At 53.6% G+C, this 23,965-nt stretch carries 14 protein-coding genes; 9 read left to right on the forward strand and 5 right to left on the reverse strand.

Going from position 1 to position 23,965, the window contains the following annotated elements:
- Positions 1–57: 57 nt before the first annotated feature.
- Positions 58–3,852 (reverse strand): cellulose binding domain-containing protein, encoded by a 3,795-nt coding sequence (locus OQ371_RS24150; protein WP_265990975.1) that lies wholly within the window; start codon positions 3,850–3,852, stop codon positions 58–60.
- A gap of 248 nt (positions 3,853–4,100) precedes the next feature.
- Between OQ371_RS24150 and OQ371_RS24155 the strand changes: the two genes are divergently transcribed.
- The 4 genes from OQ371_RS24155 (at position 4,101) to OQ371_RS24170 (ending at position 8,464) form a co-directional block, all read left to right on the forward strand.
- The gene (locus tag OQ371_RS24155; protein WP_265990977.1) at positions 4,101–5,351 is read left to right on the forward strand and encodes a dicarboxylate/amino acid:cation symporter; all 1,251 of its coding nucleotides are present in this window, start codon (positions 4,101–4,103) and stop codon (positions 5,349–5,351) included.
- 122 nt (positions 5,352–5,473) lie between these two features.
- Positions 5,474–5,911, forward strand: coding sequence for a chromate transporter (locus OQ371_RS24160; RefSeq protein ID WP_265990979.1), 438 nt, complete (start codon positions 5,474–5,476; stop codon positions 5,909–5,911).
- Between the two features lie 196 nt (positions 5,912–6,107).
- Positions 6,108–7,022 (forward strand): ABC transporter ATP-binding protein, encoded by a 915-nt coding sequence (locus tag OQ371_RS24165; protein ID WP_265990980.1) that lies wholly within the window; start codon positions 6,108–6,110, stop codon positions 7,020–7,022.
- A gap of 110 nt (positions 7,023–7,132) precedes the next feature.
- A complete protein-coding gene (locus tag OQ371_RS24170; protein WP_265990981.1) occupies positions 7,133–8,464 on the forward strand; it encodes an ABC transporter permease in 1,332 nt (443 codons plus the stop codon).
- 70 nt (positions 8,465–8,534) lie between these two features.
- Here the strand turns inward: OQ371_RS24170 and OQ371_RS24175 are convergent, their stop codons facing one another.
- Genes OQ371_RS24175 through OQ371_RS24185 form a run of 3 tightly spaced genes read right to left on the reverse strand, consistent with a single transcriptional unit; the run spans position 8,535 to position 11,128 of the window.
- Positions 8,535–9,308, reverse strand: coding sequence for a LytR/AlgR family response regulator transcription factor (locus OQ371_RS24175; protein ID WP_265990982.1), 774 nt, complete (start codon positions 9,306–9,308; stop codon positions 8,535–8,537).
- 5 nt (positions 9,309–9,313) lie between these two features.
- Positions 9,314–10,348, reverse strand: coding sequence for a sensor histidine kinase (locus OQ371_RS24180; RefSeq protein ID WP_265990983.1), 1,035 nt, complete (start codon positions 10,346–10,348; stop codon positions 9,314–9,316).
- Between the two features lie 12 nt (positions 10,349–10,360).
- Positions 10,361–11,128 carry a head GIN domain-containing protein gene (locus tag OQ371_RS24185; protein ID WP_265990984.1) on the reverse strand — a complete coding sequence of 256 codons (768 nt, stop codon included), beginning with the start codon at positions 11,126–11,128 and terminating at the stop codon, positions 10,361–10,363.
- A gap of 230 nt (positions 11,129–11,358) precedes the next feature.
- Here OQ371_RS24185 and OQ371_RS24190 point away from each other — a divergent pair, with 230 nt between their 5' ends.
- Positions 11,359–11,844, forward strand: a complete 486-nt coding sequence (locus OQ371_RS24190) for a DUF4494 domain-containing protein (protein WP_265990985.1) — start codon at positions 11,359–11,361, stop codon at positions 11,842–11,844.
- A gap of 59 nt (positions 11,845–11,903) precedes the next feature.
- Here OQ371_RS24190 and OQ371_RS24195 read toward each other — a convergent pair whose 3' ends face one another.
- The gene (locus OQ371_RS24195; protein ID WP_310586598.1) at positions 11,904–15,425 is read right to left on the reverse strand and encodes a CRTAC1 family protein; all 3,522 of its coding nucleotides are present in this window, start codon (positions 15,423–15,425) and stop codon (positions 11,904–11,906) included.
- A gap of 519 nt (positions 15,426–15,944) precedes the next feature.
- Between OQ371_RS24195 and OQ371_RS24200 the strand changes: the two genes are divergently transcribed.
- The 4 genes from OQ371_RS24200 (at position 15,945) to OQ371_RS24215 (ending at position 23,961) form a co-directional block, all read left to right on the forward strand.
- Positions 15,945–19,187 (forward strand): SusC/RagA family TonB-linked outer membrane protein, encoded by a 3,243-nt coding sequence (locus tag OQ371_RS24200; RefSeq protein WP_265990987.1) that lies wholly within the window; start codon positions 15,945–15,947, stop codon positions 19,185–19,187.
- 46 nt (positions 19,188–19,233) lie between these two features.
- Positions 19,234–20,982: a RagB/SusD family nutrient uptake outer membrane protein gene (locus OQ371_RS24205; protein WP_265990988.1), complete on the forward strand. Its 1,749-nt coding sequence runs from the start codon at positions 19,234–19,236 to the stop codon at positions 20,980–20,982.
- A gap of 176 nt (positions 20,983–21,158) precedes the next feature.
- Positions 21,159–21,620 (forward strand): hypothetical protein, encoded by a 462-nt coding sequence (locus OQ371_RS24210; RefSeq protein WP_265990989.1) that lies wholly within the window; start codon positions 21,159–21,161, stop codon positions 21,618–21,620.
- An 82-nt stretch (positions 21,621–21,702) separates the two neighbouring features.
- Positions 21,703–23,961: a TonB-dependent receptor gene (locus OQ371_RS24215; RefSeq protein WP_265990991.1), complete on the forward strand. Its 2,259-nt coding sequence runs from the start codon at positions 21,703–21,705 to the stop codon at positions 23,959–23,961.
- The last annotated feature ends 4 nt before the right edge of the window (positions 23,962–23,965 follow it).

Consider the following 23,965-nt stretch of genomic DNA (forward strand, 5'->3'; position numbering starts at 1 on the left):
CGAGCGGCCCCGACTGGAATGCCGGGGCCGCTCGTTTATAATTCTGCTAATCAGCCGTTAGTCTTTCACGACTTTAACCAGTTGTGACTGCTGACCGGTACTGGCGCGCAGAAAATAAACCCCTGCTCCCTGCTGCCGGACATTCATTTTCTGGCGTTGCCGCCCGCCCGTTGCCGAAACGGTGTGGTGCAAAACCGTCTGGCCGAGCACGTCGGTTAGCTGCAAACGGACCTCCTCTCCCGCCGGTGCCGTAAATTCTACTTCGAATACGTCCGAAACCGGATTTGGTAACACCTGAATTCTGAAAATTTCGGCATTTTCCGGCGTTGCCAGACGAGCCTCCGACGAGCCGGGTTCCGTTCCGTAAATCAGCTGGCCCTGGTAGTAAACCGTGACGCGGCTGTTTTCGGCAAAAGGGGCCGGTGCTTTGTACGAATAATCGTTGCTCAGGTTGAACGCCGTCCAGTTGGATTTTGCAATCCGGTACTGGATGTTACCGGTGTTACTGAGCGGATAGAGTGTACCAACCGCCGGATTGATGTTCAGTTCGAAATACGTATCCGCGCCGGCCCGCACGGGATCGACCGGAACAAACTGCCCCGTCAGGCTGGAGCTGCCCAGTTTGGCGTAATCGATCCAGTAATTCAGGCTGGCGTCACCGTCTTTCGTAAACCAGTAACGAACAGAAAGATCGCCGTATGCCAGGGGCACATTGCCTTCGTTGACCACCTTCAGGTAAGTACTGATCGAATTGGCGTTGGAACCGGAGCTTTTATTCTCCGTCAGCACTTTCACCGCAACCCGGGCCGGAACGGTTTCCGGCTCCACGCCCCAAATCAGGACACCGTTGCGGTAGAGCGTGACGCGGTCCGTGAGCGCGAAACTGGCGCCGGTGTTGTAAGAATAGTCGTCGGTTTCGTTTAAATCTGCCCAGTCTTTGTTGGCAAACCGAGACTGAATCGGCCCTGAGTTCCCCCCAGCCGCTAAATTCCCCGCCGACGCATCAAAACGGTATTCGATGTACCCGTTGGCCCCGGTCCGGGCCGGCGCATCCTGCCGGACATACGTAGCTTTTACCTTGTTGTTTCCCAACTGGGCGTAGTCGATGAACGTGTTGATACCGGCATAGTTTTCCGCCGTAAACCAGTAGCGAACCGTCAGCTCGCTGTACGGCACGGCAGTGGTTCCGTCGTTGATCAGTTTCAGATACGGCCTGATCTGGTTGTTGGTCGCGCCGTTGTCGGCGTTCTGGTACTGCACTTTGAGCTGCGCCAACTGCGAAAGATCGAAGCGGGCCAGCACCGGAACGTGGTCGGAAGTCGTGTTACCGAAATCGCTGATTGTTGTATACGGAGTGCCTACTCCCGCCGAACCGTTCACGTACGCCGGAGCCAGTTCGTTGGATACCAGGATGTGATCGATCACGTTGTCTGCCGTTAAGAACGTCCGGAATCCGTTGTCGCTGAGTACCTTGGTTACGCCGGTAAAACTATCCCGGTCGTCCACAAAAGGCTTATAGGTTGATTCGGTTGTCGGTACATTGGCCACGGTCTGGTCGAGATCGTCGTTGAAGTCACCAGCCAGGATCAGCAGGTCGTTCGGGTATTGGGCCTTAAGGGTATCATACAGAACCTGCACATCGTATTTCCGGCGGTCGTAGGCTTCCTGCGAGTTTGGCGCGCCCTCGTTGGCCTTGGCGTGAATGCCGATCACGTTCACCCGCTTGCTGACCCCGGCCACAGTTACATTAAATTTCCAGAGGTACGGATACCGTCCCGACGCCCAGAAATTATCCGCTTCCGTTGGGTAGTCCGCCAGATTTTCCACGCGTTCCATCAGCGGTTTTTGGGAAATCAGCGTGGCAACGTCCGATTTGTAGAGGATACAAACCCGTTGCGTATTGGCGGGTAAAGTCGGGCCGGGCGTCGCCGGGTTGGCTGGTATTTCGTGCCCGGGGTTGTTGGAAACAAACGGCGAACAATTGCCCTGGTAACCCGGCAACTGGGCCAGCAAGCTCGGCAGGGCATTTTCCGATGAAATTTCTTCCAGCACAACAAGGTCCGATTGCAGGTTTTTCAAGACCGCTGCCGCGTTGGTCACCTGTTGCGCTTCATTGGTCGGGCCATTGCCCGGGCTGCCCAGCCATTCGATGTTCCAGGCGGCCACGTCGAGCGTCAGATTTCGGTCGATAGTTTCACCCGCCGGGGCGTAGGGCGCGGCACCGGGCAGGTCCTCCGTGAAGCGCGGCAGCAATTGGTTGATGGTATTAAAACGACCGACCACCCCGGTAATCGGTGCGGCACCGGCGGGGTTGGTGTTGCCGGGAATGGTGGTGCCCCGATTAACCCGCAACTCCCGCGTACCGGTTGCGTCCTGAAGCTGAAAGTTGGCGTCCGGGGTCAGCACAAAAACCGGGTTCGGAGACGCTACCGGTGTGTTCGGGCGAATCACGGCGTTATTAACGGTAACCAGTTGGCCTTCAAAATCGGGCAGTTGGGCCGTCGTCACCACTTTGGGCGTCAGCGGGCCCTGCGAACCGAAGTTGGTGAACTGGACCGTGCCCGAAATCTGCTTGTTGCTATTGAACGCGCCGATTATTCCGGCGGTAATCTGCACCGAGTCGCCGATTTGAACGCCGTTGCGGAAGGCCGTACTAAAAACCGCAATACCGCCCGTCGGGTCCTGAATGTAGGCCACGTCGTTGAACTGGTTGCTCACCGTTACGCGTCCGGCAATTTTGCCACCGGGCAACGAAGAAACCGGCGTGTTGACGGGCTGGCTGCGGGCCAAGGCGATGCTGGCGATCGTGTTCGGGTCGAAAACCGTTCCGCTCACGGAGACGTCAGCCGATGCCGAGCCGCTGGCGTTGGTGATCGTTCCGCTGAAGGTTCCCTGCGCTGTTCCAGTCAGCCGGACGTTGATTGCCGTTGCCGCCACGGCGCTGTTCGCTACCGGCAGGGTCAGGGTAGTCGTGTAGGTGCTGCCGGTGCTGATTTCAAAACCGGCGGGGGCCTTGACGACGACATCGGCGGCCAGATTGCTCCCGGAAACCGTGTAAGACCGGGGCACCGAGGGTGTTCCTTCGGAAGTGGTTAAACCGGTCAGGGCCGTTGGGTTGATGCTTAAAACGGGAGTGGGCGTGCCTCCGCCCTGAATGGTCGCCGTTACGCTCAGGTCGTCAATCGCCAGTCCGTGATCGGCGCCGGCATTATCGGGGTCCGACCAGCGAAGCAGGATCTGCTCCCCGGCGGCAACGGGTGTTTCAAAGATAATAGTTCCGGAAATTGCCGTGCGGTTGGCGGGCAGATTACCGTCCAGCGCACTGGCTGTCGATACCGAAACCGGCCCGGTAAAATCCAGAGCTGGGGAAGCCGTAACCGGGGCATCAATCGCCAGGTTGTTGCCCGTCGCGTACCCAAACGTCAGAGAGTGGGCCGTGGCATTGGCCGTGCGCCATTGTTCGCCGGTATAACTGATTTGCAACGACGTGATCGCCCTGCCGGTGCTATTTGCCAGAACGAGGCCGTACAACACCGGGTTGGCCGAACCCGACGCCACCGATCCCAGTGCCCGCTCGGCCGTACTTGCCGCGCCAAAACTGTATAGGCCACCGGTGTTGCCGCTGCCGGTTCCGGCAATCAGGACGGCCCGGTTGCTCAGCCAGCCGGTGAGTGTCATATTATTCGCCCAGGCATTGGCCGTTCCGGCTGTTGCCAGACTGTTAAAGTCCTGGGTGTAGGTGAGTGAATTACTGGTTAACGAAACCTGAGCAACGGTTTTGAAGGCCGTCAGGAGCAGCAGTCCGAAGAGGAAATAAAGCCGGATGAAGTACAGTAAAGCGTTGTTTTTCATAGTCGTCGTCTATTTTCCCTTAAAATTAGACCGGGTTTCGGTAAGCTGCTGTTAACTTATTGTGAAATCCGACAACATCTTATTCTGTAGCCTTCTTCGTTCGTTCAAGCGGTTTTTAGGTATTTTCCAGCCAGACTTGTGCATTTCTGTGCTTATCCGGCCGGTTTGACCCGAATTCGTTTTTTTATCCTATTTTTGTTCTTGGTCGACCGGCTGCTGCCCCCGTTTACTCTTTATCCTTCATCTGAATGAAACTAAACATCACCACGAAAATTGTTATTGGCTTTGCGCTGGGCGTCCTTATTGGTCAGATTCTGCACAGTACCTCCGACCCCGAAACAGCCGCTTCGATTGGTGCCAAATTCCAAGTGGTCAGCAAAGTTTTTCTGAAACTGATCAAAATGATTGTCGGACCGCTGGTGTTCTCGACGCTCGTGGTCGGCATTGCCAAGCTGGGCGATTTTAAAGTGGTGGGCCGCATCGGCATCAAAACCCTCGGCTATTTTTATTTTGCCACCATCCTGTCGCTGCTCGTCGGGCTGGTTGTGGTGAATATTACGCGCCCCGGTACCATCCAGAGCTGGCCCCGGCCCGCATCGGGCACGAGTGTCGGTATTGAGGGCAAGAAACTAAGCAGTGTCGAAGATTTTATTCTGCATATCTTCCCCGACAGTGCGTTCCGGGCGCTGGCGGAAAATGAAATCCTGCAAATTGTCGTTTTCTCGCTCTTTTTCGGCATCGCGCTCGGGGCCATCGGTGAAAAAGGAAAAGGGCTGATGAAGGCCCTCGACGCGCTGAGCGAACTGGTTTTCAAAATGGTCGGCTACGTCATGCAACTGGCTCCGTACGCGGTTCTGGGCGCGATGACGGCCGTTGTAGCCGCCAAGGGCCTGGGCATTCTGGTTTCCTACGCGTACCTGCTGATCTGTTTCTACGGCGGTCTGCTGTTCTTTATCTTCGTGATTCTGGCCGGTATCTGCGCCTTTATGCGGATTCCGTTCTTTAAGTTGCTGGCCCAGATGAAAGAGTCGCTGCTGCTTTCGTTCAGTACGGCGAGTTCCGAAGCTTCGCTTCCCCAGCAGATCAAGGCCCTCGAAGATTTCGGTATTTCCCCCCGCATCATCGGTTTTGTCCTGCCGCTAGGCTATTCGTTTAACCTCGACGGTTCGATGATGTACATGACGTTTGCCACGGGCTTTCTGGCCCAGGCCTATGGGGTTACCCTCTCGCTGGAGCAGCAGGTCATCATGCTTCTGACCCTGATGGTGACCTCCAAAGGCATTGCGGGGGTTCCGCGGGCGTCGCTGGTGGTGATTGCCGGAACGATGGCGATGTTTGATCTGCCCCCCGAAGGACTGGCCCTGATTTTGGGCGTTGATCCGTTTCTGGACATGGGCCGGTCGGCAACGAGCGTGGCCGGTAATGCCGTCGCTACCTGCGTCATTTCCAAATGGGAAGGCGATTTTGTCAAACCCGAAAACGAGGTCTCACTCGAGTAACCAGCCGTTTGATTCGAAACAAAGCGATCTGGTGCCGTTCACACAATAGTCTTTCTTCGGCCCGCATTAAGTGAGTAAGTTTGCATTCCCTGTAAACAACATCTACTTAATTACGTCTGAACATGACACAACAAGCAATTTTAGAAACGGAGTTAGCTCCTTATTTTACTGAGAAAGCGCCCTTCCAGGTTCCATTCAGTTTCCGCGAGGGATTTGTCAGATACTGGCCATTTGTATCCCTGGTTTTTCTGATCATCGCCATTCCCGCCATTCTGGTTTTCCTCGGGTTGGGAACGGCCCTGCTTCCCGTCTCGTTTCTGGGCGGTGTTGGCCTGGGTTTGCAGTACAACATCTCCATGATTCTGGCAATTGTCGGAACCGTGCTGAGCATTGCCGCCCTGCCGGGCTTGTTCAACCGCAGACGACAGGGCTGGGTGTTGAGTTACTACGCCCAACTCATCAGCATTCTAGCCAGCCTGATTACGTTCAGTATTTTTTCGGTTATCATCGGGTTGCTCTGGCTGCTTTTGCTCTTTCAGGTGCGTTCTTATTACCGATAAAAAACTAATTCTGGCTCTTTTCTTCTTCAGGCTACCGGCAGCAAGCTGTCCGGTAGCTTGTTTATTTTATACCGTTTGTGTAGAATTAAGCTTTTTTGTCATAAACCTGTGCGGTACTCTGGGCCAATCTCTACTTTTGGTTTAGAACCAGCGCAGAAACAACCTGAATTGGAATACGCATCTTAACCACAATGGAATGAATATCCTGGAAACCCACCGCATTGTCAAACAATACGCTCAGCACCGGGCTTTGGACGACGTCAGCATCAACATCCCGCGCGGTCAGATTTTCGGTCTGCTGGGTCCCAACGGCGCCGGTAAAACCTCCCTCATCCGCATCATCAACCAGATCACCGGTCCCGACGAGGGCGAAGTATTCTTCGACGGGAAACCGCTGGGCCCCGAGCACATCGGCCGCATCGGCTACCTGCCCGAAGAGCGCGGTCTGTACAAAAAGATGAAGGTGGGTGAACAACTGCTGTACCTGGCCCAGTTGAAAGGACTCAGCCAACGGCAGGCCATGGACAAGCTGAAGGATTGGTTTATCAAATTCGACATCAAAACGTGGTGGACCAAAAACGTCGAGGACCTGTCGAAGGGTATGCAGCAGAAAATTCAGTTTGTGGCAACGGTTCTGCACGAACCGGATCTGATCATCCTCGACGAACCGTTTTCCGGCTTCGACCCCATTAACGCCAACCTGATTAAAGACGAAATTCTGGAACTGCGCCAGAAAGGCAGCACCATCATCTTCTCGACCCACCGGATGGAATCCGTCGAGGAGCTTTGCGACCACATCGCCCTGATCAACCGCTCGAAAAAAGTGCTCGACGGCCCTAAGAAAGCCATCAAGGAGCAGTTTAAAACAAATACTTACCACGTTGAATACCAGGGCCCATTGAGCGATTTAAACCCGGCCTATACAATTCTGGACAGAAAACCGGTGGAAGACGGGTATCAGCGGGCCAACATCCGGATCCCGCCCGATGCCGCCGTCAACGACCTGGTCCGCGACCTGATCGACCACGTAACCGTGCGCTCGTTCGGCGAGAACATTCCTTCCATGAACGATATCTTTATCAAAGCCGTCGGCGAAGTTCCAACCACTTAATTAATTGTGAATGAGTGGATGACAGAATAAGAGAGTGGCTTTGCAGGGAGCAGATCATTGGCGGAGCTATTCACTCATTCTATCATCCACTCATTCACGCATCGACACTTATGCGAACTATTTTCCTTATCCTCAAACGCGAGTACCTGGTCCGGGTCAAGAAGAAATCATTCCTGATCATGACCTTCGTGACGCCCCTGCTGGTTTCCTGTCTCTGGCTTATTCCGATCCTGTTCGCCATGCGCGACATTGATCAGAAGAAAGTCGAGGTGATTGACGAAAACGGCAAGTTTGCCAAAACGTTCAAAAACACGAACGAGCTGGTGTTTACGCCGGTGAAGCTGCCGGTGGAAAACGCTAAAAAGGATTTTAGCCAGAGCGGTTACGACGTGCTGGTCCACATTCCGAAAGACATTCTGGAAAATCCGAAAAGCCTGAAAATCTATGCGGAAAAGAACGTTAGCCTGGAGGTGAAAAATGGCATTGAAAACGCCGTTGAGCAGGAAATCGAAAACATCCGGCTGCTGGAAGCGGGCATTGACCGCAAAGTGCTGGAAAGCACAAAAGCCAACGTTTCCTCGGATACGTACAGCCTGAGCGATGAAGGCGAAAAAGACAGCAGCTCGGGCGCGGCCACGGGTATCGGCTACTTCTGCGCTTTCGTGATCTACATGGCCATTTTCATCTACGGTGTGCAGGTGATGCGGGGCGTTATGGAAGAAAAGACCAACCGGATTGTTGAGGTAATTATCTCGTCGGTAAAACCGTTTCAGCTGATGGCGGGGAAAATCACCGGTGTTGCCCTGGTGGGTCTGACGCAGTTTATGCTCTGGATTCTGCTCACGTTCGGCATGTCGTCGGCCATATCGAGTTTTGTGGGCCAGAGCGTGGGGCCGCAGCAACGCGTTGAAATGATGGCGCAGTCGCCTGGGCAGAACCAGACCGCCCCCGCCGAAAAACCCAAGACCGAGCAGAAAAACAACCCGATGAATTCGATTCTGAAAGCCATCGGTACGCTCGACATTCCGCTGATCATTGGCTGTTTCCTGATTTACTTCATTGGCGGTTACCTGATTTACAGCGCCTTGTTTGCGGCCGTTGGGTCCGCCGTCGACAGCGATACCGACGTGCAGCAGTTTATGTTCCCGGTCACGATGCCGCTGGTTCTTTCGTTTATCATGGCGCAGTTCGTTATCCGCGAACCCGACGGCGCGGTGGCCTTCTGGATGTCAATGATTCCGTTTACCTCCCCCATCGTCATGATGGTGCGTATCCCGTTCGGCGTGCCTTTTTGGGAAGTCGCCCTGTCGGTTTCGCTACTGATCGTCGGCTTCCTGGGTACGTCCTGGCTGGCAGCCCGCATCTACCGCGTTGGCATCCTGATGTACGGCAAAAAACCGTCGTACAAAGAACTGGCAAAATGGCTATTCTATAAAGTTTGATATGAGTTAAATTGAGAGTGATGAGTGATGAATGCGTCAGCCAACTCATCACTCTTAATTCTTAACTTCCTTACGTATTCAGCCAGGTTTTGAAGGAGTCGGCCCGCTCCCGACTGACGGACACTTCCTCTTCCGACGGGCGGTGCTTCAGCCAGATCCGGAGCCGGCCGTTAAAGTAAGGTTCGATGCGCTCGATGGCCGACAGGTGCGTGATGTATTTGCGGTTGACCCGGAAAAACAACCGGGGGTCCAGTTTGCCTTCCAGTTCGTCCAGTGTTTCGTCGACGATGTATTTGCGGTTTTGATTCGTGATCAGAAAAACCACTTTATCGTCGGCGTAGAGATACATGATGTCCGCGGTTTCGACCACGTCAAACCGTCCGCCCTGCTTGATCAGAAAACGGTTTTTGTATGAAACCGGCTTGATGCCAAATTCTTCGAGCATTTTCGCCAGGTTTTCGGAAGCTCCCGACTGCAGGCCTGCGTTCTGTTGCTGGTTCCGGAATTTTTGAATGGCTTTCGCCAGTTCTTCCTGCTCAATGGGTTTTAGCAAATAATCAACGCTGTTGACTTTAAAAGCCCGCAGGGCGTACTCGTCGTAAGCCGTCGTGAAAATAACCGGCGTCTTGACGTCCACCTGCTGAAAGATCTCGAAACTCAGCCCGTCGGCCAGTTGAATATCCATCAGCAGCAGGTCCGGAGCCGGATGGGTCTGCCACCAGCGGACGAAAGCCCGTACCGTATCAATTTTGCCCATGATCTCGGCCTCGGGTGCCACTTCCCGAATTAACCCCTCCATTCGCTTAACGGCCAGCGGCTCGTCTTCCACAATTACTATTTTCATTCCTGTCATGAATTTCCAACCGTACGATGGGCCGCCGGTTCCAGTAAAGGCAATTTAACCATAAACTCCCGCTCCGTCTGGGCGATTTCCACCGGGCGGTCGGCGGCTAGCTGGACGTAGCGGTTTTGTAAATTTTTCAACCCAATGCCCGTCGAATCGGTCCGCAACCGGCTTTTGGGCTGGTAGGAGTTCGACACCACCAGGCAATCTTTTTCGGTATAAATCTGGATCACCAGCGGCTTTTCCAGCGAACATTCGTTGTGCTTGACCACGTTTTCCAGCAACGTCAGCAGGCCCTGCGTAACAATCTGGCGGTTGCGGTCGGCTTCCGACAGATCGACGGTATAGCGGAAGCTTTCGCCAAAGCGCATCTGGTTGATAAACAGGTACGATTCGGCAATTTTCAGCTCCGTAGCGAGTTCAATGGTATTCTGCTCCGAATGCTGCAAACTGTAGCGAAAAACCTTCGAAAGCCGTTCGACAAATTGCACCGATTTGCCCGTATCTTCCGGAATCAGGGCGCTCAGAATGTTCAGCGAATTGAACAGAAAGTGCGGATTAACCTGGTTTTTCAGCGACTCAAACTCGGCTTTCAGGACGGCCTGTTTCAAGCCCTCTTCCATCAGCAGCAGAGCTTTCCAGCGCTGCACGAAGGATTTCAGCGAATAAACCGCCGTGATGCCCGCCGTGATGATGGCAAACAAACCGCAGATCGAGCAGTAATCCGTAGTACGAAAATCGACGTTGCCGAAACAATCCAGACTCAACGTGGCGACAAAACCCGTGATGGCCGCCAGAATACCGCTCGACGTGACGGTCAGCGAAACCAGCTTCTGGGGCGATAACTGTTCCGCCGAATGGTTCAGAATATACGGTATAAACCAGGACAATGCCGTGTAAATGACCAGACCGCTCCCAATGACAATGCTGATAATGGTCCATTTTAATTCCGTGGATATGCCCGATTCCGTCATCATCAATGCGTAAATCAGCAGCGCCAGCATACTCAGCAGAACGCACAGTCTCAATTTATTTCTCATGGGTGGTTTTCTCTATACTTTCTTAATGGAACCGGCGCCGGAGCTTTCAAAATGCACACTTGGCTCGCCCTGGTAATGTACTTTGCTGGCCCCGGTTGCCTCGGCTTTCAGGATGCGCGTGGCGTAAATCTGGGCGGTGCAGGCACCCGTCACCTCCACGGTGGCATCCTCTACCGGAAACTGCAGGGCGTGGAGCGTTGATGCGCCCGTCAGGTCGGCCGCCAGCGTGTTGCCCCGCCCGATGAGCGATAAGCGGGATGCGCCCGTGATGTCGATGTTCAGCAATTGAGCCTCCCCTTCCAGCGAGACGTTCGACGCCCCGGTAATGTCGATATCCAGCGCGGCCAGTTCACGGAATCCGGAAAGCTGAACGGTGCAGGCGCCCGATACGTCCAGTTTGCTCAGGTTGGGCGTGGTCAGCGTAAGCAGCAGATCATACTGCCGGTGCCAGAAGAAAAAGCCGGAACCGATTTTCAGCCATTTGCCCCGCTGCCGCACCTTTACGTTCTGAATGGCCCGGCGCGATCCCCGGGCGGTCAACGAGTAGGTGGGTCCGTCGGACACCAGCACGTTGAGCATACCCCAGATTTCCAACTTTTCGAACGCCGTAATGGGCAGCTCTTCCGTTACTTCCTCGTACGACTCCTTGTCGGTTTGCCACCAGATGGTCGTCACCAGCGCCAGCAGACCTATGGTCAGCAGGGTGAGGTGCAGGTAGTTTTTAACGGGTTCAACCGGCATTGCATCGGCAATCAGCAATACATCCAGTAAGTTACTCATTTCTAAGGCGACTGATTTTTTGACAAAGATGGCGCCCACGACACCGGGCCTACAAATGTCCACCGACGAACTAACTAAAAAGTCGGATGAGCCGTCGAAGCTACCGAAAGTTCTGTATTTTTGAAGTATGGGTTCCTACACGGAGTTGATCAGCGAACATCAGCGGTTTACGGAGAAACAACCTGATCAGCTCCCGGTGACAACCCAAAAAACTTATAATCCAACGATTTATGCCAAGCTGGTATCAGGGAAAAATTCGCTATCAATTACAGGATCCCACCGGAAAATTTAAAACCATCAACGAAGCCTACTTGATTGACGCCGTTTCGTACACCGACGCCGAAGCCCGTTTGTACAAGGAGGTAGCCGCCAACACGCCCGATTTTACGGTGACGGCCATCAACCGGATGCGGCTGGCCGACCTGTTTCATTTCGAGGAAGGCGGAGAGACCTGGTACAAATGCAAGGTCGTGTTCATTACGGAGGACGATAAAGGCCGCGAAAAACGCATTGTGAACCAGATGCTGGTGAACGCCGAGAACGTCAAGCAGGCGTACGAACGCATTGAAATCAGCCTGCGCAACATGCTGATTCCGTTTGAAACGACGGACGTTAACACCACAAAAATTCTGGATATCTTCCCCTACGCGGAGGAAGAACGGTTACCGGCCAACCTGCGCCCCCTGAGTGAGGTGGTGGAACAGGAAGAAAATTAACAGCTTTGCTTCTTCGCCTTGTACGGCAATCGTTCGGACAAGGCGAAGACTTCTTCTCGTTATTTCCGCGCCAGCGGCTGCAACGCAACCATCCGCTTCCCCCCTTTCGAATCAATGACTTCCAGGGCTTTAACCGCCTTGCCGATCGAAACCTCCCTGGCTGACTGGGAGAGAAACGATTGCCCGTAGTAAAACTCCAGCTTTTGTTTTTGCCCGTTTGCGTACTGCAGCGTGGCCGCTACGTCGGTCGGTTTCAACCGAACGGTTTGCGGAGCAGCGACCGAGCGGAACACCTTGAGCGGCCCCCGGTTCTGGGTTGCAACAACCCACGACGTCCCCGGACTGGCCCCCGACAATTGTACCAGCCCTTTGGCATTACCGGGAACGTAAAAACCGCTGGCGGCCGGATTCAGGGGCTTGAATCCACCTTTGCCGTCGCCTTTCAGAAACAAGCCGTTCAGGGCATCGAGCCGCCCCACCAGCAGTTCGTTGCTGAAATCATTCCCCACCAGCAACACGTCCGGATTACCGTCGTGGTCGAAGTCATCGGCCAGCATTCCAAAAACCGGGGCCGTCTGCGCCTGCATGGGCAAATCGTGCAGTTCAAAACTCCCGTCTCCTTTGTTTTCCACGTAAGCCGATTTCATGTAGTTGGCTTCCAGCACAATGGCATCCTTCAATTCCTCTTCCTTCAGCAGTTTGTCGATGGTGGCCTCGGCAAAGTCTTTGTTCAACGGAAACCGGGCCCGCATGGCGATGATCTGACGAATCAGATCCTCCCGCCCATTAAAGGGGTATTCCCGGCGCTTGCCATCGGCGTCCGGAAAAAAGACCGTCGGAATGGCGTCGTAAAAACCGTTGTTGTCAAAATCCTTGGCGTACACCCGAACCGGTTCGGTTTCACTGGCGCGGGCCAGGGTGTTCAGGCCCAGGTTACCGGCAATGTAGTCCATATCACCATCCCGGTCGAAGTCTGCTGCCACCAGAGAATTCCACCAGCCGGTCGGAACGGCCTTCGAGTTGGCCAGTTTGGGAGTCTGGAACGAAACGCCGTCGCGTTTATCAATCAGCAGTTTTCCCCGGTTGTTTTTCAGAATAGACAGCGGCATCCATTCTCCCGCCAGCATCAGGTCGGGCCAGCCATCGTTGTCGGTATCGGTCCAGAGCGCATCGCAGACCAAACCAATGTTTTGCAGTTCGGGCGCCACGGTTTTGGTCACGTCCGTAAACTTCGGCTGTCCGGGCCGGGAATCATTACGCAGGATGAAACTCGAAACCGGACGGGGGTATTGTTGGGGTACCACGCGACCGCCCACAAACAAATCCAGATCGCCGTCGCGGTCGTAATCGGCGGCTTTAACGCACGATTTACTCATGCGGTTTTGCGGCAGCGCCTGACCCGACACCGTAAACCGCCCTTTCCCGTCGTTTACGTAAAACCGGTCCTGGTAAGCGGCCGAATTGGGTTCCCCTTCGAAGCCCCCGCTGGCCACGTACAGATCCAGGTCACCGTCGCCGTCGGCATCAAAGAGCAGGGACCCCATGTCTTCTTCCGGTTTGGCCTCCCCCGCCGGGCCGGGTAATAGATCCTGCGGGACCAGTTTTCCGGCCGCCGTCTGCAGCAGAAAGGTGCCCTTCTGCGTTCGCGATCCTCCGATAAATAAATCATCCAGGCCGTCGCCGTTGACATCCCCCACCGAAACCGCCGGTCCGTACTGCGACAATTTATGCGGCAGGAGTTTTTGCTGGTTAAAATCGATGTACTCCGGTTCCTGATGCACAAATTTCACCTGGAGGGAGTCCGTCACATCCCGAAACAAGGTTCCGGCGGGCGGGGTGGTCGGCAACGTGGCGGTTTCGGTTGCGTTTTTCACGTCAACCGTCAGCACTTGATTGGCTTTCACGTTCCGGAGCGTTTGCGACTTGCCGGGTTTGCCGTTCTGGGCGGGCCAGCTAATCCGAACTTCCTCAATCACCTGGGCATCACCCAAGCCGAAATGGGCGGCATTCTCCATCGTAGAGAGATAGCCCCGGTAAATGGTGTGTTCGTAGACCTGCTGCTGGCCTTTTCCGTATTTGAGTTCGACAAAAGCCCCAAGACCCATTCGGTTCTGCTCGCTGCCTTTAAAGCGGATGCGGAGGTAGTTGGCCTGCTGCGGTTTCTGCTCCACCAGGTTGTTGCGGTACACAAACGCGGAATCGTTGATGTTGTTGATCACCATGTCCAGATCGCCGTCGTTGTCCAGATCACCGTAGGCCGCCCCGCCCGAAAACGCCGGGGTCTGTAACCCCCACTCGCGGGACACATCCGAAAACGTCAGGTTGCCCCCGTTATTCTTGAAGGCGTAATTGTTGATTTTGATCACCGGAATCTGGCTCAGCATAAACTCTTTGGTGGCGACCGACGAGTTGTTGGCGTAATACATCATAAAATCCCGGTCGGTAATGTCTTTGGGAAAGCCATTGGTGACCACGATATCCCGAAAGCCGTCGTGATCGAAGTCCACGGCCAGCGGAGTCCAGCTCCAATCGGTGGCGGCCACGCCCGCCATCAGGCTCACTTCGCTGAATACCGGTTCGCGTGTGCCGGGCCGAAAACCCTGGTTGATCTGCAGCGTGTTGCGCATGTACTGGTATTGGTACTGAAATTCTTCGTTGTTCAGGTAGTTCTGGTAGTTGTTCGGTGGAATAAACATTTTTTTCCGCTGGTTGTCGCCCGGTAACATATCCAGTACGACGATATCCATCAATCCATCGTTGTTTAGGTCGGTAATGTCATTGCCCATCGCCGACATACTGGTATGTTTGAAGAAAGCGCCGGCCCGGTCGGAAAAGGCGGGTCGGTCAAAGCCCCCGTTCTGGTTGTTGATGAAGAAATGATCTTCAGACAGAAAGTCGTTTGTAATGTAAATATCCTTCCAGCCATCGCGGTTAATGTCGCAAATATTCAAGCCCAACCCGTATCCTTCCAGTTGGATGCCGGTTTCTTTCGACACATCGGTAAAAACCGGATGCCCAAGTTTTGCATCAAAGTCATTGCGATAAAGCCGGTCGGTGGTGGGCGATGAGCCGTCCGTGACTTTCTTGCGGTACGCACTCGGATACTTCTCGGCCATGTTGGTCAGCACAAACAGGTCCAGATCGCCGTCGTTGTCGTAGTCGAAGAAAGCCGCGTTGGTCGTATATCCATCATCGGCAATGCCATATTCTTTGGCCATTTCCTTGAAAACCGGGATGTTGTCCTTCTGACCCTTCCAGCCCTGATTGACAAACAGCATGTTTTCCCGCTCGTGCGCGGATTTCCGGATGGTTGCCCCGACGTATATATCCAGGAGTCCATCGTTATTGATGTCGACCAGCGCCACTCCTGAGCACCATTTGCCGGCTCCGCCAACACCCGCCTGTTCCGTGATATCCGTAAACTTAAAGTCACCTTTGTTCAGATAGAGCCGGTTAGCGACCAGGTTGCCCGTAAAAAAGACGTCCTGCAGGCTGTCGTTGTTGAAATCGCCGATGGCTACCCCACCCCCATTATAAAAGTAGTCGATGTCCAGGATGCTCATGGTGTCCTTTTCGAGCATCTGATTCGAAAAACGGATACCTGTTTCATTAGCAGGCAGTAAGCTAAAAAGTGACGAGTTAGTCCATTGACAGGAGGAGAAGAAGGTGCCCAGCAACGCGAAGAGCAGCCCGGAAATAAACCGACGGAACATACTTGTAGAATAATATACCAGATTGATAAAGTACAAAAAGTCAAAAATGAATAGTTCCAAGAATTGCGAAGCCGAAAACTCACTTTTTCAGCTTGCTCAGGGTTAGGGAGAAAAAGATCATTGCGGAGACAAATTAAACGAAAATGTTGTGTTTCTGACTGCTAGTAAGCTAATAATCAATTCGTACCAAAAAATATTATCCTCTTTCTAGCTCCCGTTATCTGCTCCATAATTTGCTAACATTCAATATAATACAAGGAAATCCCGGTAACTTATAATAAAATGTTGCGACACGTATTTTTATAATATTCTTTAGAAAATTTTGAAGTATCTGATAAGACAACTTATTTTAGTACGAAAATAAAACCAATTATTACAAAACCTATTATGAAAGCACAATTCTACAGATTGTTTCAGTCTGCGTGCGTGGGTGTGTTCGTGCTGTTATGGAGCATGAATGTAATGGCCCAGGAGCGCCGAGTCACAGGAAAAGTAACAGGTGCCGACGGTCCGGTTCCCGGAGCAAACGTCGTTTTAAAAGGAACCACCACGGGTTCATCCACTGACGCCAATGGCGAATTTGCGCTCTCCATCCGGGGCCAAAATCCTACCCTAGTCATCTCCGCCATCGGTTTTAAATCGAAAGAAGTGGCCGTTGGTAACCGGAGTACCGTTGACATCGCGCTGGAAGACGATGTTACCGCCCTGAGTGAAGTGGTTGTTACAGGTTATACCACCGATAACCGCCGTGAAACGACGGGTGCGGTTTCGACGGTCAAGTCCAAAGATTTAACGGCAGTTCCTTCCGGTAACGTCGAGCAGCAGTTGCAGGGTCGTGTTCCGGGGGTGACGGTTATTACCAACGGACAACCCGGTACGGCCAGTCAGGTTCGGGTCCGGGGTTTTGGTTCTTTTGGAGGTAACAGCCCGCTGATCGTTGTTGACGGGGTTCCGGTCGGCTCATCGGACATCATTGCGCCGGACGACATTGAGTCAACAACGGTTCTGAAGGATGCGGCTGCAGCTTCCATTTACGGAGCCCGGGCCGCCAGCGGGGTAATCGTTTATACGACCAAGAAAGGATCAAAAACCGCTCGTAAATTATCCGTAACGTACGATGGCCAGTATGGGATTACCACACCAGGCCAGGGTCAGCAGATGATGAACCCGACCGATTTTGCCAACTGGACCTGGAATGCCTTCCGGAACTCGGGTTGGAAACCGGGCGACAAAGAATGGACGCATCCGCAGTTTGGCAACGGCGCGCAGCCGGTTATTCCGGATTACATCAACGTCGGGGGCCGTTCAGGTGTTGTGGGCACGATTAATCTGGAAGCGGAACGTGCCAAGTACAACATTGACCCCTCACGCGGGGCCATTTATCAGGTCGTCAGAGCCAACAAAGAAGGAACAGATTGGTACAAAGCCATTACCCGCAACGCTCCGCTGACCCGCCACACGCTCGGTTTTTCGGGTAGTTCGGAAAGCGCCCGCTACTACGTCAGCTTTACGGCTCAGCAACAGGCGGGTATCCTGAAATACAATGACTTCAGCCGCTATACCTTCCGGACAAACACGGAATTTGACCTGTCGCCCAAAGTGCGGATTGGTGAAAGCCTCCAGTTTACGTACCGTTCGGTTGTCGGTCAGATGGGAGGAAACGGAGGCCAGGGTGTTGCCGCCGACGAAAACCCGATTCTGGGTGCCTTTCGGATCCCGTCAATTATCCCGATTTATGATGAATTTGGCGGATATGCCGGAACGGCAGCCAAAGGCTTCAACAACCCGCGGAACCCGGTTGCCGAACGCGACAACCTGAAAAACAACCGGGCCTTCAACGGTAACGCGTTTGGAAACATCTATTTGGAATACGACCCAATTCCGGGACTGACCCTCCGCAGCTCCATCGGCGGTCAATATGATAATTTCTATAACGTAGGCTACAACCGTATCCAGTACGAAAACTCGGAAAATAACGGTAGCTTCGGCTACAACGAAGGAGGTGGCTACCTGTTCCGCTGGACCTTAACCAACACGGCTACCTACAAGAAAAAATTCGGTTTGCACGGTCTTGATCTGCTCGTCGGTCAGGAAGCCCTCAACGACGGTGCCGGTCGGAACATGAACGGTAACGGTTTAAATCCGTTCTCAATCGACCCCGATTACATTACGCTGTCTACAACCTCCGCTTCGGGCCGGGTTGTTAACAGTAGCTATTTCAAAGGCGTTAATTTCTATTCGCTCTTTGGCCGGGCGGTGTATAACTTCAATGACAAATACATCATTACCGGCGTAATTCGTCGGGACGGTTCGTCGCGGTTCGGTGCCAACAATCGGTACGGGGTTTTCCCAGCCTTCTCAGCCGCCTGGCGCCTTTCTTCGGAAGAATTCATGAAGAGTGTCACCTGGATCACCGACCTGAAAGTACGCGGGGGTTACGGAACCATGGGTAACTCAAACAACGTCGACCCCAACAACCAGTATAGCTTGTACGGCGCCAACATTGGGCAGTCGGCGTATGACCTCAACGGTACCAACACCAGCACGCTGGAAGGTTATTACCGGACCCGGATTGGTAACCCCGATGCCCGCTGGGAAACCAGTATCACCAAAAACATCGGTTTGGATGGTACCTTCTTCAACGGCAAACTGGATATCGTGCTTGATTTCTGGCAAAAAGACAGCAAAGACCTGTTGTTTCGCGTCCCCATTCCAGCCACGATTGGTTTCCGGGCAACGGCACCGTTCGTTAACATCGGTAAAATGTCCAATAAAGGGATTGACCTGCAAATCATTACCCGGGGACGGTTCAACAACGATTTCGGCTACGAAGTCAACCTGACGGGTGGTATTCTGGACAACAAAATTGTTGCCCTCTCTCCCGGTCAGACCTACATTACGGATGTAAACCCAGGCTTCCGGGGGATCAACCCAATTCGTAACCAGATCGGCTACTCAATCTCCTCGTTCTACGGCTACAAAGTACTTGGACTCTTCCAGAATCAGGAAGAAGTTACCGCTTCACCTGAACAAGCAGGAAAAGGGGTTGGTCGGTTCCGGTATGCTGACCTGAACGGCGACAACGTTATCAACGATGCTGACCGGACCTACCTGGGCAGCCCGGTTCCGAAATTCAGTGGCGGTTTGAACCTGAAACTGACCTACAAAAATTTCGAAGTGGAGACGTACATGAACGCATTCCTGGGCAACAAGATTTTCAACGTTTCGAAACTGTTTACCGACTTCTACCCGACATTCTCGGGAGCAGCCATCAGCGAACGCGTGAAAAATTCCTGGACGCCGACCAATACGAACACGGATATCCCCATTTTCGAAAGCGCTTCGAACTTCAGCACCAACTCGCAGTCCAACTCGTTCTTTGTGGAAGATGGCTCGTACATGCGGATGCAGAACATTACGCTGGGCTACCGCTTCTCACCGGGTCTGATCAACAAACTCAAAATACAACGTGCCCGGGTATTCGTTTCAACCAATAACCTCTTCACCATCACGAAATACCAGGGTCTGGATCCAGGTGTAGGGGGAAATGCCGATACGAATTTCGGGATCGATGTGGGTAACTACCCGATCACCAGAAGCTTCACCGCCGGTTTGAGCATTGGCTTCTAATTTGTACCCATCTACAGTTTGATTTAGTATAAGCTACTTACAAAAAATGAAAAGAATATATAACAAAGTGGCTGTCACCACAGCCGTTACCTTAACGCTCACTCTGGTAGGGTACTCCTGCAAGGACTCGTTCCTGGAGGTGTTGCCAACGGGTCAGGTGAGCAGTACCCAGCTCACCACCAAAAAAGGGTTGGATGGTGCATTGATTTCCGTCTATGGGCAGCTGAACGGGCGCGAACAGCGGATGGCGAGCCCTTCCAACTGGGTTTGGGGCAGTATTCGCGGGGGAGACGCCAACAAGGGAACAGACCCTGGTGACTTCAGCGACATCAACCCCATTCAGCGTTTCGAATACCTGCCGAGCCAGGGGGTTATCCTCGAGAAATGGCAGGGAAACTACGAAGGAGTCGCGCGCGCCAACGCTATTCTGCGTTTGCTGCCCAACGCCGGTCCTGACGTCAGCGCATCGGACAAAACCCAGATTGAAGCCGAAACCCGCTTCCTGCGTTCGCATTTTTACTTTGAACTGAAACGGGGTTATAACAACGTCCCTTACGTAGACGAAACCGTGGATTACGGCACGGGCATCGAGAAAGTAAAGAATGATCAGGACATCTGGCCGAAAATTGAAGCTGACATGAAGTTCGCTTACGAGAGTTTGCCGGAAACACAGGCCTCTGTAGGACGGGCCAATAAATGGGCGGCAGCGGCTTATCTGGCGAAAATTTACATGTACCAGAAAAAGTTCACCGAAGCCAAAGCCTTGTACGACCTAATCATTCCCAATGGAAAAACGTCTAACGGCAAGAAATATGGCCTGGTACCCCGTTACGCCGATCTGTATCGTCCCGCTAACGACAACAACGAGGAGTCGGTCTTTGCGGTTCAGTCGGCTTCAGGAACGGGAAGCGTCAACAACGCCAACCCCGAGTTCGACCTGAACTATCCGTACAATACGGGTCCGAACGGTCCGGCGGGCTGCTGCGGATTCTTTGCGCCGAGCTTCGAATTGGCTAACTCTTACCGTACCGACGCGAACGGTTTGCCCCTGCTGGATAAGTCGTATAACCTGCCAGCTAACGCGCTGAAAAATGACATGGGCATCAAGTCGGATGTAGCGTTTACACCCGATCCCGGCAACGTTGACCCGCGTCTTGACCATACCATCGGTCGTCGGGGTATTCCCTTCCTGGACTGGATCGTAATGCCGGGCTACGACTGGATTCGCAACCAGCCTAACGCTGGTCCTTACATTACGAAAAAATACGTATGGTATAAGGCTGACGAATCGCTGGTCGACAAAAGCTCCTGGACCCCCGCTTACACGGCCATGAATTACACCATTATCCGGTACGCTGACGTGTTGCTGATGGCGGCTGAAGCGGAAATTGAAGCAGGTTCTTTATCTAAAGCCCTTGAATACACGAACATAGTCCGTAAACGGGCGGCCAATCCGGAGGGCTTCGTTGTAAATGCAGGCAAGCCCGCAGCGAAATACGTCATCAGTGAGTATCCAGCTTCGGCTTTCGCTACCAAGGATGCAGCGCGGGCCGCCGTGCGGTTTGAACGGAAACTGGAACTGGCCATGGAAGGCCACCGGTTCTTTGATCTGGTACGCTGGGGAACGGCGGAGAAAGAGGTTAACGATTACCTGAAATACGACAGCCAGTTCCTGCCAGGTGCGCTCGGCAGTGGTGCCAAATTCACCCCGAACAAAAACGAGTACCTGCCGATTCCGCAGAGCCAGATCGATATTCTCGGGGCCGATGTGCTGAAGCAGAACGCCGGTTATTAATTCGTCACGTACTAATTATTGTATCAATAAAGAGGTGGAACGCTTGTTTCACCTCTTTTTTTGTCTACTTTCAGGTTGGTCGCTCTGGCTAACCAGTCAAAATCACAAAATCCTGTACGGTATCGCAAAATCCTGCACTTGTTTTTGCCAGCGGGAAGCTCTACTTTTGAACTGTCATGAAAAACACGCTCTTCCGATACGTTAACCTCCTGATGGCCTGCATCGTGCTGCTGAGCAGTACCGGTATTGGCCTGATTGAGCATACGTGTCAGATGCGCGGCAAAAAAGTGTCCCTGGCCATCCAACCGGAAACCAAAGCCGGCTGCCCGGTTCACAGCAAGAAAACGTTTGCCGTATCGAAGAGCGCGTCCATCGGTCCGGTGGTCAAACGAACGGATTGCTGCAAGGAAGAGCAACGGTACGAGAATGTTGACTTTTCGTCGTCCATTACCCAACTCGTTGCCAAATTCCTCCAATCAATCGCTGAAGTGGCCGGTATGGGCGCCGTAGCCCTGGTTAGCTGGTTGATTCATGACCTTCTTCCGGCTGAAACCGACGCGGCCGCAATCCGGATTGATTCTCCTCCCCTTCCCTACGGACGCGATCTGCTCTCGTTTGTCCAAAGTTTTTTGCTTTAGAAAAGTCTTTTGTGCTGAATAAGGGTCTGTGCTGGTAGAGGCATGGGCTGCTCCTGATTTCTTCATCACAAGTCGACTTGTTATGCAATCACATTCCATCCATAAAACGGGGTTAGCGACACTGCTGCTATCCATCATTACATTCTTTTACGCCAATGCGCAAACCATTACCGGAACGGTTTCGGAGCGCGTCAATTCCCAAACCGCCCCACTGGTGGGCGTCAACATTTACTGGGCCGGAACCACGGTTTCCACCACTTCCGATGCGGAAGGGAAATTCGAAATTGCCCGCCCCAACGACACCCATCAACTGGTGTTCAGTTTCGTCGGCTTTCAAGCCGACACAATTGCGGTTACCGACCAAACCGCACTGAACGTTGTGCTAACCAGCCAGAATACCCTGCAGGAAGTAACCGTTCAGGGGGCCTCGTCGCAGATTGACCGTATTTCACCCATCCAGAACGAGATTATTACAACCCGAACACTGGCCAAAGCCGCCTGCTGTAACCTTTCGGAGTCGTTTGAAACCAACGCGTCCGTCAACGTGTCGTACAGTGATGCCGTGACGGGGGCCAAGCAAATTCAGATGCTGGGCCTAAGCGGTAATTACGTGCAAACCAATGTCGAGAACATTCCTACCATCCGCGGGCTGGCTTCAACCTTCGGCCTGAACTTTATTCCCGGCACCTGGATTTCGGCTATCGACATCGGCAAGGGCGCGGGATCGGTTGTGAACGGCTACGAAAGCATGTCGGGGGCCATGAACGTAGAATTGCAGAAACCCGATGCGCAGGAACGCGTACTGGCCAATGCTTACGTCAACAGTTTCGGGCGCGTGGAAGGCAACCTGAATCTGTCGAAACCGTTAACGGAAAAATGGAGCGTCGGCTTTCTGGGTCACGCCAGCACCCTGCAAAACCGCATCGATCAGAACGGCGACAACTTTCTGGATTTACCGCTCTACAACCAGTATAACGGGATCATTCGGGCCAAATACGGCACGGAACGGTTTATGACGCAGTTCGGCGTGAAGGCGCTGCACGAAGACCGGACGGGGGGCCAGGCCACCGAAAGCCGGAGCAGTGGCCCGACGTACCGGTTTACCAACACCACCAAACGGCTGGAAGCGTTTTCCAAAACCGCCCGTCTGTACCCCGAAAAACCGTACCGCGGCCTGGGCCTGATCCTGAACGCCGTGCACCACGAGCAAAACTCGGTGTTTGGCTTTACGCCCTACGACGGTCGGCAGCAGTCGCTGTACGGAAACCTCATTTACCAGTCGATTATCGACAACACGGCCCATTCGTTTAAGCTGGGCGCGAGCTACCTGCTCGACGATTACCGCGAAAAATACCGGGATACACTCATGACGCGAACCGAGTCGGTGCCGGGCGTTTTTGGGGAATACACCTACAAATACCTAGACAAACTAACGCTGGTGGCCGGTGCGCGGCTGGATTTCCACAACCTGTTCGGCACGCAGTTTACCCCCCGCATCCACGCCAAATACGACTTGAACCCCAACCTGACGCTCCGGGCGTCGGCGGGCCGGGGCTTCCGGACGCCCAACGCGCTGGCCGAAAATTACGGTTACCTGGTCAGTTCGCGGACGGTTTATTTTGACGGCAAACCCCAGGCCGAAGTATCGTGGAATTACGGAACCAGTCTGGCGCAGGAGTTTATGCTGTTTGGACAGCGGGCGTCGCTGGTGCTGGATTATTACCGCACCAACTTCCAGAACCAGTTGATTGCCGACCTGGAACACCCGCGCGAACTCCATTTTTATTACCTGTCGAGCCAGTCGGCGCCGGGGGTGAAAGCCCGTTCGTTTTCCAACAGCTTTCAGGCCGAGCTTAATTACCAGCCCATCAAGCGTATGGAAGTCAAACTGGCGTACCGGCTTTTCGACGTTCGGCAGTCGATGGGCATGACCTTTGGCGAAAGCCTGCTGCTGCCGCGCATGATGGTGAGCCGCGACCGGGTGCTGTTCAATGCCGGGTATGCCCTGCCGTACGACAAATGGAAGTTTGATTTCACGGTGCAGTGGAACGGCCCGCGCCGGATACCGTACCTACGGGAAGGCTACGAACACACCGGCTACCAGAACATGCCCCGCGAAAATGCGCCTGGTTTTTACAACATCAACGCCCAGGTCAGCAAATCATTCCGGTTGTGGGAGGTGTACCTGGGCGGTGAAAACCTCGGTAATTTCCGGCAGGCCAACCCCATCGTGGGCGCCAACGATCCGTTCGGACGGGATTTCGACGCGGCCGCCCGCGTCTGGGGTCCCATTACGGGCCGGATGATTTACGCGGGTTTTCGCTACAAACTTAAAATCTGAACAA

This window comes from Larkinella insperata, assembly GCF_026248825.1.
GTDB lineage: Bacteria > Bacteroidota > Bacteroidia > Cytophagales > Spirosomataceae > Larkinella > Larkinella insperata.

Bases quoted from the DNA above. Each gene is read 5' to 3' on its own strand.
- OQ371_RS24170 (WP_265990981.1), top strand. From the start codon at position 7,133: ATGCGAACTATTTTCCTTATCCTCAAACGCGAGTACCTGGTCCGGGTC.
- OQ371_RS24210 (WP_265990989.1), top strand. From the start codon at position 21,159: ATGAAAAACACGCTCTTCCGATACGTTAACCTCCTGATGGCCTGCATC.
- OQ371_RS24160 (WP_265990979.1), top strand. From the start codon at position 5,474: ATGACACAACAAGCAATTTTAGAAACGGAGTTAGCTCCTTATTTTACT.
- OQ371_RS24190 (WP_265990985.1), top strand. From the start codon at position 11,359: ATGCCAAGCTGGTATCAGGGAAAAATTCGCTATCAATTACAGGATCCC.
- OQ371_RS24175 (WP_265990982.1), bottom strand. From the start codon at position 9,308: ATGAAAATAGTAATTGTGGAAGACGAGCCGCTGGCCGTTAAGCGAATG.
- OQ371_RS24205 (WP_265990988.1), top strand. From the start codon at position 19,234: ATGAAAAGAATATATAACAAAGTGGCTGTCACCACAGCCGTTACCTTA.
- OQ371_RS24195 (WP_310586598.1), bottom strand. From the start codon at position 15,425: ATGCTCGAAAAGGACACCATGAGCATCCTGGACATCGACTACTTTTAT.
- OQ371_RS24200 (WP_265990987.1), top strand. From the start codon at position 15,945: ATGAAAGCACAATTCTACAGATTGTTTCAGTCTGCGTGCGTGGGTGTG.
- OQ371_RS24165 (WP_265990980.1), top strand. From the start codon at position 6,108: ATGAATATCCTGGAAACCCACCGCATTGTCAAACAATACGCTCAGCAC.
- OQ371_RS24180 (WP_265990983.1), bottom strand. From the start codon at position 10,348: ATGAGAAATAAATTGAGACTGTGCGTTCTGCTGAGTATGCTGGCGCTG.
- OQ371_RS24150 (WP_265990975.1), bottom strand. From the start codon at position 3,852: ATGAAAAACAACGCTTTACTGTACTTCATCCGGCTTTATTTCCTCTTC.
- OQ371_RS24215 (WP_265990991.1), top strand. From the start codon at position 21,703: ATGCAATCACATTCCATCCATAAAACGGGGTTAGCGACACTGCTGCTA.
- OQ371_RS24155 (WP_265990977.1), top strand. From the start codon at position 4,101: ATGAAACTAAACATCACCACGAAAATTGTTATTGGCTTTGCGCTGGGC.
- OQ371_RS24185 (WP_265990984.1), bottom strand. From the start codon at position 11,128: ATGAGTAACTTACTGGATGTATTGCTGATTGCCGATGCAATGCCGGTT.